This window comes from Deltaproteobacteria bacterium, assembly GCA_016180845.1.
GTDB lineage: Bacteria > UBA10199 > UBA10199 > JACPAL01 > JACPAL01 > JACPAK01.
In genome coordinates this window covers 310,014-323,544 of sequence record JACPAK010000001.1, presented here as the reverse complement: position 1 = coordinate 323,544, position 13,531 = coordinate 310,014, and the positions used below count along the sequence as shown (strand labels likewise).

General features: G+C 51.4%; 13 protein-coding genes. 7 read left to right on the top strand and 6 right to left on the bottom strand.

Going from position 1 to position 13,531, the window contains the following annotated elements; all coding sequences use genetic code 11:
* Window positions 1-24: 24 nt before the first annotated feature.
* On the bottom strand, window positions 25-480 hold the full coding sequence (locus HYT76_01660) for an FKBP-type peptidyl-prolyl cis-trans isomerase (GenBank protein ID MBI2082252.1): 456 nt from the start codon (window positions 478-480) through the stop codon (window positions 25-27).
* 71 nt (window positions 481-551) lie between these two features.
* A complete protein-coding gene (locus HYT76_01655; protein MBI2082251.1) occupies window positions 552-1,409 on the bottom strand; it encodes a prohibitin family protein in 858 nt (285 codons plus the stop codon).
* Between the two features lie 125 nt (window positions 1,410-1,534).
* Between HYT76_01655 and aceE the strand changes: the two genes are divergently transcribed.
* Complete coding sequence (gene aceE, locus HYT76_01650) at window positions 1,535-4,063, top strand: pyruvate dehydrogenase (acetyl-transferring), homodimeric type (GenBank protein ID MBI2082250.1); 2,529 nt, start codon at window positions 1,535-1,537, stop codon at window positions 4,061-4,063.
* A 10-nt stretch (window positions 4,064-4,073) separates the two neighbouring features.
* Here the strand turns inward: aceE and HYT76_01645 are convergent, their stop codons facing one another.
* Window positions 4,074-4,547, bottom strand: a complete 474-nt coding sequence (locus HYT76_01645; protein ID MBI2082249.1) for a hypothetical protein — start codon at window positions 4,545-4,547, stop codon at window positions 4,074-4,076.
* Window positions 4,548-4,953: 406 nt separating this feature from the next.
* Here HYT76_01645 and HYT76_01640 point away from each other — a divergent pair, with 406 nt between their 5' ends.
* Window positions 4,954-5,439 carry a hypothetical protein gene (locus tag HYT76_01640; protein ID MBI2082248.1) on the top strand — a complete coding sequence of 162 codons (486 nt, stop codon included), beginning with the start codon at window positions 4,954-4,956 and terminating at the stop codon, window positions 5,437-5,439.
* Here the strand turns inward: HYT76_01640 and HYT76_01635 are convergent, their stop codons facing one another.
* Window positions 5,440-6,096 carry a lytic transglycosylase domain-containing protein gene (locus HYT76_01635; GenBank protein ID MBI2082247.1) on the bottom strand — a complete coding sequence of 219 codons (657 nt, stop codon included), beginning with the start codon at window positions 6,094-6,096 and terminating at the stop codon, window positions 5,440-5,442.
* A 192-nt stretch (window positions 6,097-6,288) separates the two neighbouring features.
* Between HYT76_01635 and HYT76_01630 the strand changes: the two genes are divergently transcribed.
* A complete protein-coding gene (locus tag HYT76_01630) occupies window positions 6,289-6,813 on the top strand; it encodes a hypothetical protein (protein MBI2082246.1) in 525 nt (174 codons plus the stop codon).
* A 53-nt stretch (window positions 6,814-6,866) separates the two neighbouring features.
* On the opposite strand, the gene HYT76_01625 is transcribed toward HYT76_01630, so the two are convergent.
* The gene (locus tag HYT76_01625) at window positions 6,867-8,102 is read right to left on the bottom strand and encodes a hypothetical protein (GenBank protein MBI2082245.1); all 1,236 of its coding nucleotides are present in this window, start codon (window positions 8,100-8,102) and stop codon (window positions 6,867-6,869) included.
* A gap of 123 nt (window positions 8,103-8,225) precedes the next feature.
* On the opposite strand from HYT76_01625, the gene HYT76_01620 reads away from it, so the two are divergent.
* Window positions 8,226-8,633 carry a hypothetical protein gene (locus HYT76_01620; GenBank protein MBI2082244.1) on the top strand — a complete coding sequence of 136 codons (408 nt, stop codon included), beginning with the start codon at window positions 8,226-8,228 and terminating at the stop codon, window positions 8,631-8,633.
* Here HYT76_01620 and HYT76_01615 read toward each other — a convergent pair.
* Entirely contained in the window at window positions 8,617-9,276 is a 660-nt protein-coding gene (locus HYT76_01615) for an endonuclease III (GenBank protein ID MBI2082243.1), read from the bottom strand. The genes HYT76_01620 and HYT76_01615 overlap by 17 nt on opposite strands.
* An 84-nt stretch (window positions 9,277-9,360) precedes the next feature.
* On the opposite strand from HYT76_01615, the gene HYT76_01610 reads away from it, so the two are divergent.
* The 3 genes from HYT76_01610 to ggt are packed head-to-tail and all read left to right on the top strand — an operon-like array spanning window position 9,361 to window position 13,503.
* Window positions 9,361-10,302, top strand: coding sequence for a DUF882 domain-containing protein (locus HYT76_01610; protein MBI2082242.1), 942 nt, complete (start codon window positions 9,361-9,363; stop codon window positions 10,300-10,302).
* A 44-nt stretch (window positions 10,303-10,346) separates the two neighbouring features.
* Entirely contained in the window at window positions 10,347-11,735 is a 1,389-nt protein-coding gene (locus HYT76_01605) for a class II fumarate hydratase (protein ID MBI2082241.1), read from the top strand.
* Window positions 11,736-11,748: 13 nt separating this feature from the next.
* Window positions 11,749-13,503, top strand: coding sequence for a gamma-glutamyltransferase (gene ggt, locus HYT76_01600; GenBank protein ID MBI2082240.1), 1,755 nt, complete (start codon window positions 11,749-11,751; stop codon window positions 13,501-13,503).
* The last annotated feature ends 28 nt before the right edge of the window (window positions 13,504-13,531 follow it).

The window sequence follows — 13,531 nt, the reverse complement described above, 5'->3', positions numbered from 1 at the left end:
TTAACAAAGGGGGGGAGGGGGGATTTAGGAGGCTTCAAGGAGTTCGACTTCAAACACAAGGGTGGCATTCGGTGGGATCACACCACCCGCCCCCTGCTCGCCATATCCTAACTGGGGTGGGATAATCAGCTTCCGCTTTTCGCCCACCTTCATCATGGCGACTCCCTCGTCCCAACCTGGGATCACCTGTCCCACACCGACCTGAAACTGAAAGGGTGTCCCTCGGTCGACGGAGCTGTCGAACTTCGTCCCGTCGGTGAGCCAGCCTGTGTAGTGGACCGTCACCATCTGTCCTCGTTGTGGATTAGCTCCGGCTCCTTCTTTAAGGATCACATATTTAAGCCCGGTAGGAGTTGATTGTTCATTCGCCACGACCGCCTCCTGTGTTGATTGAGTGGATTGAGATTCCGCAGGTTGCTTTGCCTTCGAACAGGCAGTTAAGAGTGCGAAAAGAGAGATGAGAAGAATTGTTTGTTTCATCGTAAACCCCCTTTGTTAATTAGGAGCTCAGAGCTAACTTTTTTGATCGGAGAGGACAAGAAGAAAAAACGTTACTTATCCTGCCCACCCAGAATAATCGGCAGACCGTCTTTGCCACCACCGATGACAACTACTTTGGTGTTATGGCTATCGGCCAGTTTGGCGGTCGCCTCGATCCCCTTCCAGCGGATAAACTCGGGGGTCAGGCCACTCGTGACGATTCTCTGAAAATCGGCAATCCCCTTCGCCTCGACCCTTTTTCGCTCCGCCTCTTGCTCTTCTTTATTCAAGACGAATTTCATCTGCTCGGCCTGTTGCTCAGCCTCGAGTTTCTTCTGGATCGCGGTGGCGAGGATATCGGGGAGTGTGACACTCCGAAGGAGGACCTTCTCAACATTCACTCCACGCTCTGACAGGATTGGTTGCAGATTATTGTACATCTCTGTCGAAATACTTTCCCTCTCTGTGGTGTAGAGCGCCTTCGCATCGTAGCTTGCCGTTACACCTCGGACGATAGAGCGCAACTGTGGGATCACGACGATCCGTGTGTAATCAAGACCCAGCGTCTTATACACATCGGCCGCCTTCTCGCGATCCAGGTTAAAAAGGAGCGAAACATCGAGTCGGACGCTAAGCCCCTCACGCGAGGGGACAGTCGCTTCCTCGGTAATCTCCTGGGTTCGTACCGACATCTTGTGAATCTTGAGGAATGGATTTACGAGATGGATCCCGGCCTGGAGGGTTTTGTCTGAAACTTTGCCAAAGAAATCCTTAACACCGATATGACCTGCTGGGATCACGGTGATCATCTTGGAAAGAAGGAAGAAAAAGAAGATAAAACCGGCAATCCAGATAAGACTTTTCCCTCGAGGGGTCGCCAGTCGTCCCGTAAAGCTTTTTAAGTCGAAGATTTCATCATCGTGGGCCATGTTTTCTCCTTTTTATTTCCCCCCAATTTACGCGGTGCATTTAGTGGAGTGGCAAAGAAAGAGCAAGGTAAAAAGAAGAGGATTCTTGTCTCTTTCGTTTTTCTAATGTTAGGGAGTCATCGTTTATGAAACGAGTTCGATTTCCATTTGAGACCCATTACGTCAACACGATCCCTGTTGAGAAGCAGCCTCCCTATCCTGGTGATGAGAAGATTGAGCAGAGGATCCGAAGCATTATTCGCTGGAATGCGATGGCAATGGTGGTTCGTGCCAATACTCGTGAACCGGGGATTGGCGGTCACATCTCGACTTACGCTTCTTGCGCAAATCTCTATGAGGTTGCGTTTCATCATTTTTTGAGGGGTCACGACAAACCGGGTGATGGGGACCAGGTTTTTTTCCAAGGGCATGCCTCGCCGGGAATTTATGCGCGTGCGTATCTTGAGGGGCGGATCCGTGAAGGACAGATGGAGAATTTCCGCCGTGAATTACAAAAAGGGGGTGGACTTCCTTCCTATCCCCACCCTTGGCTCATGCCTGATTTCTGGGAATTCCCGACCGTCTCGATGGGTCTCTCGCCGATTCAGGCGATCTATCAGGCGCGTTTCAATCGGTATCTTCATGATCGAGGACTCAAGGATACGAGCGAACAGAAGGTTTGGGCGTTTGTCGGGGATGGCGAGATGGATGAGCCGGAATCGATGGGATCGATCACCGTCGCCTCGCGGGAGGGGCTCGATAATCTGATTTTTGTCGTCAATTGCAATCTTCAGAGGCTCGATGGTCCGGTCCGTGGGAATGGGAAAATTATTCAGGAACTCGAGTCGATCTTTCGGGGGGCGGGATGGAATGTGATCAAGGTGATCTGGGGACGTGACTGGGATCCGCTTCTGGCGGCGGATACGGAAGGGTATCTCGTGGAACGGATGGGAGAGGCGGTGGATGGGGATTATCAGAAGTATGTGGTGGAGCCTGGGAGCTACACGCGACAACATTTCTTCGGGACGAGACCTGAGCTTTCAAGAATTGTCGAACACCTGACCGATGATCAAATCCGGAAACTGGGGCGTGGTGGGCATGATTCACAGAAAATCCATGCTGCTTATAAGGCGGCGGTAGAACACCGAGGAGGTCCTACCATGGTCCTCGCAAAAACGATCAAGGGATACGGTCTCGGTGAGGGGGGTGAAGGACGGAATATCACCCACCAACAAAAAAAACTGAATGAACAGGAGCTCCGTCAATTTCGAGACCGTTTTAATATCCCGATTTCGGACAAGATCTTGAAAAGCGCCCCCTTTTATAAGCCTTCTCCGGAGAGTGAGGAGATGCAGTATCTCACGGAGAGGCGTCATCGGCTCGGCGGTTTTATTCCCAAAAGGAGAGACCGAAAGACGCCGGTGGTCCCTTTCTCGCTCTCGGAGTTCAAGGAGTTTTTGGAAGGGACCGGTGAAGGGCGTGAGGTCTCGACGACAATGGCCTTTGTTTCTTTCCTTTCGAAGCTTTTGAGACATCCCCGGCTTGGGAAATTGATTGTCCCGATTCTGCCCGATGAGGCGAGGACGTTCGGGATGGAGCCACTTTTCCGTCAGGTCGGAATTTATTCGGCGATTGGTCAGCTTTATGAGCCGGTCGATGCGAAGATGATTCTTTATTATCGAGAGGCGAAGGATGGGCAGTTAATTGAGGAGGGATTGACGGAGGCGGGGGCGATATCCTCTTTTGCGGCGGCAGGGAGTTCGGAGGCGACCCATGGTGTCACAACAATCCCTTTTTACATCTATTATTCGATGTTTGGTTTTCAGCGTGTCGGTGACCTGATCTGGGCCTTGCAGGATCAGCGTTGTCGTGGGTTTCTTCTGGGGGCTACGGCGGGCCGGACCACCCTGTCTGGCGAGGGACTTCAGCACGAGGATGGTCACAGTCATCTTTTTTCAAGTGTCTATCCGAGGGTGAAGAGTTATGAACCGGCGTTCGCCTATGAGATTTTGATCCTCATTCGAGAAGGGATTCGGGAGATGTACGAACGAGGGGAAGAGCTGATGTATTACCTCACGCTTCAGAACGAAAATTACGCGATGCCACGGATGCCGGAGGGGGCTGAAGAAGGGATTATCAAAGGAATCTATTGCTTCTCAAAGTCCGAACGAAAAAAAGGGGACCTCACCGTCAACCTTTTGGGAAGCGGTTCGATCTTGCAGGAAGTTTTAAAGGCTAAAAAAATCTTGGAGGAACAATTTAAAGTTGCTGCGGAGGTTTGGAATGTCACGAGCTATAGTGAGCTTCGGCGTGAGGCGTTGGAGGTGGAACGCTGGAATCGGCTGCATCCGATGGAAAATCCGAAGGTTCCTTGGATTCAAAAAACATTAGGGGTACCTGATGGCCCTGTTGTCGCTGTTTCTGATTGGGTTTGTGCGGTTCCCGATCAAATTGCGCGTTGGATTCCGGGTCTCGTCACATTGGGGACCGATGGCTTGGGGCGTAGTGAATCACGTTCCGATCTCCGACGATTTTTTGAGGTGGATGCCGAGTCGATTGTGGTGACTGCCTTTGCTCAACTGATGCGGCAGGGGAAGGTGCCTGCCCAAACAGTCCAAACAGCGATCAAGGAATTTGGTCTTGATCCTGAAAAACCAAATCCGATGAGGGTTTGATGAATCGGGTTCAGGATTTTTGAGAAGATAGTGTTGATGAACGGAGTAAATAATCAATCCCGCTTGCTACAATCATTGCAGACAAAATACTTGCCCCTGCAGGAAGAAGTCGTGTCGGAGAGGTTATTTTAGCTACATAGGCCAATGCTATTGTGAGTGAACTCGAGAGCATCGAAAAGCAAACAATTTGCAGATCAATTGGTTTTGCGTTCCCATTAGAATGATTGTTTAAATAGAAATAAGCTGAAACCAATATCCCTATTCCGATCGTATACCCACCAAATCGAAGAACATGTGAGGCATTTTCAAAAGGCAGCCTTTCCAATAATACAGCAAACTCATCAGCGGAGCTTGCCATGACAATACGTCCTCGAGCAGGTCCGATTTCATGAGATAGGTCAATAAAACGACTACAGACACTGGCGCTATGAGCTGGATCTGCGGCGGCCAAAATGGTTCTGGGCCAACTCAGGGGGCGTGGCATTTCTGATCGAGTATAGAGGTGTCCAGGAAGAGTACGATTACGAATCAAACCGATGAAGTCACCCAATCGATTCCACCATCTCGTTCCGTTTTCAGAGCAGAGAGCCGTATCGAATGGCCGCATTTCCGGAAAAGCTGGGGCATAAGAGGCTAGATGTCGAAAAGTCTGGATATTGGTCAAGACCCCGGCAGTCCAAACGGATGCCGCTGTTAATGCCGGCCTGGCAACGGTTGATTCGGAGGTTCTACTCATAAAAACTCTATTTTCCTACTCGTCGGTTATTTTCCAATGAAGTTGTGGCTTATTTTACAGATTGGACCAGAAAGTAACCGGTACCTTTTGGTACAATAATCTTTTCAATTGGAAAAATTTAGATTATTGAACCCCGCGAAAAGGAGGCATTGTTATGAAAAAGTTTTTTTTCGTCTTGATTGCCACAAGTCTGTTTCTTCCGGTCTCGCTTCGGGCGGGAAGTCTGGATTATAAGACACTCGGGGTTGGACTGGAGATCGGAGAACCGATCGGGCTCAATGGTCGCTACTTCTTCACCGATCAGATCGCTTTTGATCTGACGGTTGGTTACGCGCCGATCGATGGGATTATAGAGTTCACACCAAGTGCCCTCGTTTATCTTCGAAGAATCTTTGAGATGGATGGTTCAGGTTTTACGCTGATTCCTTATTTCGGTGGTGGGATGAGGACCGGTCCCGGTGTGGCACGCCTCCATGATGGTGAATGGTTTGGCGCCTTTCGGATCCCGATCGGTGCTGCGGTTGTGATTGGTGATGGGACCTTCGAGATTACCGCCGAGATGGGACATGGATTCGAGTTTACGCCCCACACGGTCTACGATGTCACCGGCACGTTAGGGCTTCGGTATTATCTTTGGTAATTAAACTCTCTTACGAATCTGCGAAAATTCTGGGGCCACCGGCTCACCGGAGATCTGGTAGCGTTTTGCCAAAAGATCGGGGAAGAGCAGTGGGTCAATATTTTTAAAGAGGGACTCGTAGGCAAGCTTCATATCAGCAGCGCCTGAGAAATCGTCAACATTCGAAAGGATATTCTTCACGTAATTTTGAGTTTCTTCGAATGGCGGAATCCCATTATATTTTTCGACATTCCCTGGGCCGGCATTATAAGCGGCCAAGGCGAGATCGGTCCTTCCCCCGAATCTATCGAGCATCTCTCGAAGATAGCGACATCCCCCATCGATATTTTGTTGGATGTCATAGCGGTTTTCGACACCAAGCGACGCGGCAGTCTCCGGCATGAGTTGCATCAAGCCTGAGGCACCACAGTGGGAGGTGGCGTTCGGTTTGAAGCAGCTTTCCTGCTGGATGACCGAGAAGACCAGTTCGGGGGGGAGGTTGTATTTTGCGGAAGACTCCATGACGGAGTGATAAATTTCTGCCTTTGCCTTTTTATTTTTCACCTGGCTCAAGGTCTCAGAGAAAGGGGTGGCGGTCGACTTGGTTTCCTGGGTCGATTTGGCCTCGGTCTTCTCAGGACCGTTCGCGGGGGGCCTATTTTGAATAGACGAAATCATAGCTTCATAGGCTTAAGAAGCATTTTCCGTGCCGGATTGGGTCTCCCCATGAATTAAATATTATGTTTGATTTCAATAGGTTGTGTATGCAATCGATATGTCTGTACTTCTCCCATGAGGTCAAGAGACCCAATTTGTAGGGGGAATATTTCCCACAACAATCTTCTCGTCTTCGACGAGACGTAGTTCCAAATGAGGGAGGTCGAACTCAATAAGACCGATGGCATTGTCAATATCATAGGGCTGGCGAGTGCCTGCTTGGGGGGGGTGTTTTGTCGGAAGGATGCCTTTTCCCTGACAGGTTATCGGCTGGCGGGTGTCGCTGGTTCTGCTGTCCTTCTCTATAATGGAGTGCGTGCCTTTGATCGGGTCTTTACCCATCGGTTTGAGGGGCCACGTTTTTCATCCCACCCCGATTTGGAAGAGTTCTTCACCTCCCTGTTGGGAATCGGGGCAATCGCTCTTGGCTTAAGGATGAATATTCGGAATCGAAACTTTGCGAAGACTTGGTCTCCGATTTTGGTTTGGTCGACGGTTGGGGGTAGTGCGGTGACGGTACTCGCAGAACTTTTTAATCCACGTAGTGAATTCGATGCTGTCCCCTACTGCCAACTGTTGTTGGGTGGCCTCCTCGCCTGGGTTTTTGGTCGACCACTTAAGACAACCCAAATTTCCACTCTAAGGGTCGTTGGTAGAGGTTTCAGACCAGGGGCTTGAGAATATTATTCGGACCAAAATGACCAGAAAGTAACCGGTATCTTTTGGTATCGTCATTCAATGGCCACTACTGGGTAATCGGGTATCGGGACTTCGTCATTAATATCCCCTTCAGCGGTAACAAAGACAATCGCGGCCGGTGGAGATCTTCTTCCAACAAGAAGCTGTTCGATTTCGGGACGCCACTTCATGTCGGCGATTCGTTTCGGGCCGAGGTCTCGGTAAACGGGTCCCACTCGCTCCATACGAAAAGGATAAGGCTGAAAACGTTGAACCTCCGAGTAGGGATGGTCGATGTCAATATTTCTGGGCCGACGGATGAGGAGAAAACCAAATTCATCGGCAAGTTCCAGATCTCCTGGTATCCCCTCGAGTTCCAGATCATCAATGCCAGGATCAACACGAAGCGTTTCTGTCTCGAGGTAAGTCAGTCCCCCCGTCCGAATGAGCCGCCGATCCAATTCGGTTAGTCCGGCGCAAGAGATAAAAATACGTCCTGTCTCTTCATGGGCCTTCATTGAGACGGGAGCGATAAAAGGAAGTTCCACGCTGGCAAGAATCTCGGCTGCCTCTGGATTTGATCGCGGATTGACGACGAGGACGCGGCTTCGTTGCGGAACTCCAAAAGAGAAATCACCAATACCAAAGTCACTGACTCCGATATAGAGAAGTCCACCAAGACTTATGATCCTACTTGCCATCGTCCCCATGTTTTCTTCAGGAGAATACTGGGTGGTGAAATCTAGTTTTTGAGTCAATAAATTTGCCGTCGGATCGTAAAGGAACAATGCCGATCGAGTCAGAAGATAAATCCCTTCACCGGAGGGTGAAATGAGTAAATCAATAGGACCGATCCGTGATCGACCAACACGTCCCTCATCCAGATCGATTTCTCTCTCTTCGCCGCTTTCCTGATTGAATACCTGAAGCGAATCACAATAGTTACCATTCGCTACATAATAGTTTGTACCGACATTTCTCAGGAGAGGGGAGCAAAACCAGTCCTCGAAGACCGGGTTTTTCAGGAAGGTGCGTTTTTGAAGATCCAGAAAAAAGAGCCGACCGTCGCCTGAAGAGCGTAAATCGTCGATCCTCCCAAGGACTGCCGCTATCGGTGCTGGTCCCATAGGAGGGATATAAAGGTCCGTCGAGTGGGCGTCTGATCCCGCATCCGGTGGAGCGGTCGGTTTTGCATCAGCCAATGCAGGAGAGTCATGATCCGATGAACAGGCAGCAAAAATCGTGGTGAGGGTGATGCCGCCGATGAGGGTTCGGAGGGCTCGTGACATACGCCACTATTTACGACAATTATGATTAAAGGTTGCTGGAAATTTACGCCAAGCCTTTCTTAAAATAAAACAGCAACTTAAACCACTTTTCGTCGATAACCATTAGAGAAAGGAAAACTTGATATGGGTGACGGAATACCTTCTGTCTTTGCGGCACAATTAAGATCTTACGTGGCGACTGTCATCGGTGGAAGTCCGCAATGGACAGACGTCAGCCTAGCACCCCCACTAGAGGCAGCGATCAGGGGGATGGAAGAGGCCTGCCTGCTTGCCGCACCTGACGTGGGAAACCATGTTCATATTATTACTTATGGAGGGGAATACGCTGAAGCGGTAGAGCCTCTTCTCGACAGAGGTTTTTTTAGATTTCGTCGCCATCACCCGGGCTGGCTCCCTGGCATGTCTATTACGACCCTCGAACGGATCGGCATCCTCCTCCTCTGTGGGATCGCGTTCGATCAGATTTTCCTCGAAGGGAGCGTCGTTAAAGGAGCTTACCAACTCGTTGGACGAACTAACGCCAGCGTTTGACCCCAATCTTTTTACAGTACGATTCCACCGGACACCGACTGCACCACGGCGAGACAGGGACGCAGAGATTTTGGCCAAACGTGACGAGGATGTCGTTATAAGTTTTCCAGTATTTCTTCGGCAGTTTTTTCCGGAGTGCAAATTCCGTCTCCTCCGGCGTTTTCGTCTTCACATACCCCCAGATATTCGAGATCCGATGGACATGGGTATCGACACAGATCCCGTACTTGTCATGTCCTACCGTCATCACGAGATTGGCGGTTTTTCGTCCGACGCCGGGTAAGGCGAGGAGATGCTCCAGACTGTCCGGTACGCGGCCGTCATACTGATCCATCAGGATCTGACAGATCTTGTGGAGATTTTTCGCCTTCGTCCGATAAAAACCGACCGGATAGATCAGTTTTTCGATCTCCTGGGAACTTAAGCCTAGGATCGTCTCAGGGGTTGAGGCACGACCAAGGAGTCGTCGGCTCGCCTCGTCAGTTACCGCATCCTTGGTTCGGAGTGATAGGAGGCAGCTGACGAGTGTCTCAAACGGGCGATCGATCGCCTCATCGGCAATCACCCCGACAACAGGAACCTTCCATTTCTTTATTTCCTTTCTTAAGATATGAAGGATTTTTTCGAGCGTGGCTGTTGTCATCCGAATCAATCTGGTCTTGGAAAAAGGAGAAATCAACGGGTAATTGACAAATTGATGAAGATAAGAAGATTCTTATTACTGAAAATGACAATCATTGCAGGGTTCTTTTATTGTCTGCCCTTCCTTCCGGCAGCAGAATCTCCAGCACCGGGGCGTTTCTTTCGTGAGGGGAATGGTGAACTGACCCTCTACAGTCGGAAAAACGAGCGGTCCGGAAAGATTCGCTACCGAAATCCGGATGGGACCTATTCCGAAGAGGGGATTCGGGAAATCAACCGGATCTTTGATGTCCCAAAAGGGAGCTCAGAGGGGATATCGCTTCGTTTCCTCTCCCTCGTCGATTTTCTGGAGGATCATTTCCGCGTCGATCGGGTCGAGATCCTCTCCGGCTATCGTGATCCTCAATATAACGAAAAATTGAAGGAAAACGGGGCGAAGGCGGCCCGCATGAGTCTTCATCTGGACGGAGAGGCGGCCGATCTGATTTTCCCAAAAATTCCCTCCCAGAAGGTTTGGGAGTATGTGCGATCGCTGGAGTGTTGTGGCATTGGGATCTATCGGGACCCCAAAAAATACCCCGGAGTTGGCGGAACGGTCCATGTCGATACCGGTCCCAAACGTTACTGGGATGAGACAACGACCGGCACAGAAAAGGTCGATCTCCGAAAAAACCACATGATTGTTGCCTGGACCGACCGCGACATCTATTTCCCCGGCGAGACGGTTTCTCTAAAATTGGTCCGAGTCACTGACTACCCTATTGTTGCTGATCCTGAGATCGAAGTTTTGGATGATTCTGGGAAACCGAGGAAATTCTCTCTTGATGGAACCAAGGAGCCGCTCCAGATCGCGCGTCGTACCGACAGACTGACCACGCTACGTTGGACGATCCCCGCTGATTTTTCACCGAAAGGAGCTGTGACGATTCGAATTAAATTTCCGGAGAAGTTTCGAAAAGATTTTCCGGATATGAGTGAGGCGGTTGTCTCGAATCCGATTCGAATTGTTGCAAGGGAGGGCCGGTAATTTCTGTTTGCCATCCCTTCACTCACACGGTAAACCGCACCTTAATGAAATACCGCACCGAATCCGACTCGATGGGAGAGGTGAAGATCCCCGAGGAATTTCTTTATGGGGCATCGACCCAACGGGCGGTTGAAAACTTCAATGTCTCTCACCGGCGGTTCGATCGCCGATTCATCGAGGCACTAGGCCTCATCAAATGGGCCTCGGCCCTCGCCAATGAAGAGCTCAAAAAACTTGATCCTAAGATCGCCAAGATTATTGCCGAAAAGTCTTTAGAAGTTGCTGAGGGAAGACATGACCCGCATTTTATCCTCGATATCTATCAGACCGGTTCGGGTACCTCGACGAACATGAATGCGAATGAGGTGATTGCCAACGTCTCCAACCAAAGTCTGGGCAGCAAGTTAGGGTCGAAGTCCCCCGTGCACCCGAATGATCATGTGAACAAGGGGCAATCCTCAAACGATGTGATTCCAACGGCGATCCATGTCGGTGCGGCACTGGGTATCTCACAAGGTCTCATTCCAGTCCTCAAGAAATTGGAAGGGGCGCTCACCAAAAAAGCGACTGAGTTTAAAGAGATTATCAAGGTCGGGCGGACGCACCTTCAGGACGCAACGCCCGTGACGCTAGGGCAGGAGTTTTCGGGCTACGCCTCACAGGTAGAACATGGAATCAAGAGGGCTGAAAAGGCGCTTGAAGAGCTGCTGGAGTTAGCCATTGGTGGAACCGCGGTGGGGACCGGGATCAATACCGATCCGAAGTTCGCCGAAAAGGTTTGCGTCCTTCTCTCCAAAAAAACGGGGCTCAAGTTTTACGAAGCCAAGAATCACTTCGAGGCCCAGGCGGCAAAGGACGCCTCTGTTTTTGTGAGTGGGGCGATGAAGACGATCGCCGTTTCCTTCATGAAGATCGCGAACGATATCCGTTGGCTCTCTTCGGGGCCGCGGTGTGGAATAGGGGAAATTCTACTGCCGGAACTCCAACCCGGTTCGTCGATTATGCCGGGGAAAATAAATCCGGTCATTCCGGAATCAGTGATGCAGGTGGCGGCGCAGGTTCAGGGAAATGACCTCGCGGTGCAGATCGGTGGACAGCATGGAAATTTTGAACTCAATGTCATGATGCCGGTGATCGCCGGAAATCTCTTCGAGTCGATTAAACTCTTGACCACCGCCTCGATCATGCTTGCGGAGAAATGTGTGCAGGGAATTCAGGTCAATAAGGAACGGTGTCAGGAGCTCCTCGAAAAAAGCCTGATGCTTGTCACGAACCTGAATCCGGTCATCGGTTATGATAAGGCAGCGGCGGTCGCCAAAAAGGCCTTCAAAGAAAATCGTTCGGTCCGAGAGATCTTGCTTAAGGAAAAACTCGTGGCCGAAGAGCAGATCGACAGGCTTCTCGATCCGAAGTCGATGCTTTCACCGAAGTAATAAGGAGGAAAGTTTGAGGCTCGCGCTTCTTGGAGTTGGGGTTCTTGCAGTTGTCCCTATCGTCGCCTGTTCGAAGATCATCCGGAAAGACCCTGCTGTCACACTGATCCAGCCGGTTCAATCGGGGAGGTCCTTTGACAGCTTTCAGTCGAGGGCATCTCATGGAATGGTTGCGACCGCGCATCCGGAGGCGACGCGCGCCGGTCTTGCCATACTGAAAGAGGGGGGAAATGCCGTCGATGCTCTGACCGCGGTCTCCTTTGCCCTCTCCGTCGTCGTGCCGCATCATGCGGGGCTGGGGGGCGGAGGGTTTGCCGTCATCAGGATGGATCCGGACAAGAAGGCCCGAACCTTCGATTTTCGGGAAATGGCCCCCGGGGCGGCTCACCGCGATATGTTTCTTGTGAACGGGAAGGCCGATCCGAGGCTTTCTACCGAGGGGGCCTTGTCTGTCGCCGTGCCGGGGTTTGTCGCAGGGATCCTGCAGATTCAGGAGAAACATGGAAGCGGACGGTTCACGCTCGAACAACTCCTTGCACCGGCGATCCGGCTGGCGGACGAGGGGTTTGAAGTTACACCGGCCCTCTCAAAGGCGATAGAAAAGGAGAGAGAGAAGTTGGGTCGGTTCCCCTCAAGCCGGTCCGTTTTTCTCAAGCCCGACGGAACTGTCCCACAGGCAGGGGAAAGGATCGTTCAAAAAGATCTCGCAGAAACCTTGAGACGGATCGTCAGGGAGGGTCGTGCCGGTTTCTATCAGGGGGTTGTTGCCGAAAAGATCGTTCGCTCCTTGAGAAGGGTGGGAGGGAACCTCACGGCGGAAGACCTTTCAAACTATCAGGTCAGGGAGCGGGACCCGATTGTCGGGACCTACAGGGGACTCCAGGTCTATTCCATGCCGCCGCCCAGTTCGGGCGGGATAGTCCTGGTACAGATGCTCAATATGTTGGAGGGATATGACCTCGCCTCCTCGGGGCCACAGACTGACAAAACGATTCATCTGATGAGCGAGGTAGAGCGGCTCGCCTATGCGGACCGCGCCCTTTATCTCGGTGATCCGGATTTTTTCGATGTTCCGGTGGGTCACCTGACCGGAAAGGAATATGCGGCGCTGCTCCGCCAGAAGATCGGGGAAAGGGCTGGTGACAGTGAGGCGCTGAAGCCTAAGGAATGGGCAACCCAGATGGGGCGTGGATCAACGACCCACTTTTCGGTGGTCGATCAGTGGGGAAATGCGATCGCTACGACACTGACGATCAATCTCGCCTTTGGTTCAGGGATTGTGGCGGAGGGGACCGGTATCGTCCTGAACGACGAGATGGACGATTTTTCTGCCCAGCCGGGCGTGCCGAATGAATTTGGGTTGGTTGGCGCCGAGGCAAATGCCGTTCAGCCGCACAAGCGCCCCCTCTCCAGCATGACCCCGACGCTTGTTCTCAATCGAAAGGGTGAGTTGGTGATGTCGCTCGGCGCTGCAGGAGGGAGTCGGATCATTACGGGAGTCCTTCAGACGATTGTCAACTCGGTCGACTACTCCATGGCCCCTCTGAATGCGGTCGCGGCGGCTCGTGTCCATCATCAGTGGCTTCCGAATGAGATCTTTCATGAAGAGGGGGGAATCCCGGAGGTCTTCAGGGGAGGACTTCAGGGCCGGGGACATAAGCTGACATTTAAAAAGGAGCTCGGTCGAGTGCAGTTGGTTGCGAAATCGGAAGGGCAATGGGTGGGTATCGCCGATCCACGCGACGAAGGGTCGGCCATGGGTTATTGACCAAAAGGTGCCAGGTACCAACTGGTCA

What these genes read in the sequence shown, in the direction of transcription:
- HYT76_01660 (MBI2082252.1), bottom strand. Translation starts at nt 480, where the DNA reads ATGAAACAAACAATTCTTCTCATCTCTCTTTTCGCACTCTTAACTGCC.
- HYT76_01655 (MBI2082251.1), bottom strand. Translation starts at nt 1,409, where the DNA reads ATGGCCCACGATGATGAAATCTTCGACTTAAAAAGCTTTACGGGACGA.
- aceE (MBI2082250.1), top strand. Translation starts at nt 1,535, where the DNA reads ATGAAACGAGTTCGATTTCCATTTGAGACCCATTACGTCAACACGATC.
- HYT76_01645 (MBI2082249.1), bottom strand. Translation starts at nt 4,547, where the DNA reads ATGCCACGCCCCCTGAGTTGGCCCAGAACCATTTTGGCCGCCGCAGAT.
- HYT76_01640 (MBI2082248.1), top strand. Translation starts at nt 4,954, where the DNA reads ATGAAAAAGTTTTTTTTCGTCTTGATTGCCACAAGTCTGTTTCTTCCG.
- HYT76_01635 (MBI2082247.1), bottom strand. Translation starts at nt 6,096, where the DNA reads ATGATTTCGTCTATTCAAAATAGGCCCCCCGCGAACGGTCCTGAGAAG.
- HYT76_01630 (MBI2082246.1), top strand. Translation starts at nt 6,289, where the DNA reads ATGAGGGAGGTCGAACTCAATAAGACCGATGGCATTGTCAATATCATA.
- HYT76_01625 (MBI2082245.1), bottom strand. Translation starts at nt 8,102, where the DNA reads ATGTCACGAGCCCTCCGAACCCTCATCGGCGGCATCACCCTCACCACG.
- HYT76_01620 (MBI2082244.1), top strand. Translation starts at nt 8,226, where the DNA reads ATGGGTGACGGAATACCTTCTGTCTTTGCGGCACAATTAAGATCTTAC.
- HYT76_01615 (MBI2082243.1), bottom strand. Translation starts at nt 9,276, where the DNA reads ATGACAACAGCCACGCTCGAAAAAATCCTTCATATCTTAAGAAAGGAA.
- HYT76_01610 (MBI2082242.1), top strand. Translation starts at nt 9,361, where the DNA reads ATGACAATCATTGCAGGGTTCTTTTATTGTCTGCCCTTCCTTCCGGCA.
- HYT76_01605 (MBI2082241.1), top strand. Translation starts at nt 10,347, where the DNA reads ATGAAATACCGCACCGAATCCGACTCGATGGGAGAGGTGAAGATCCCC.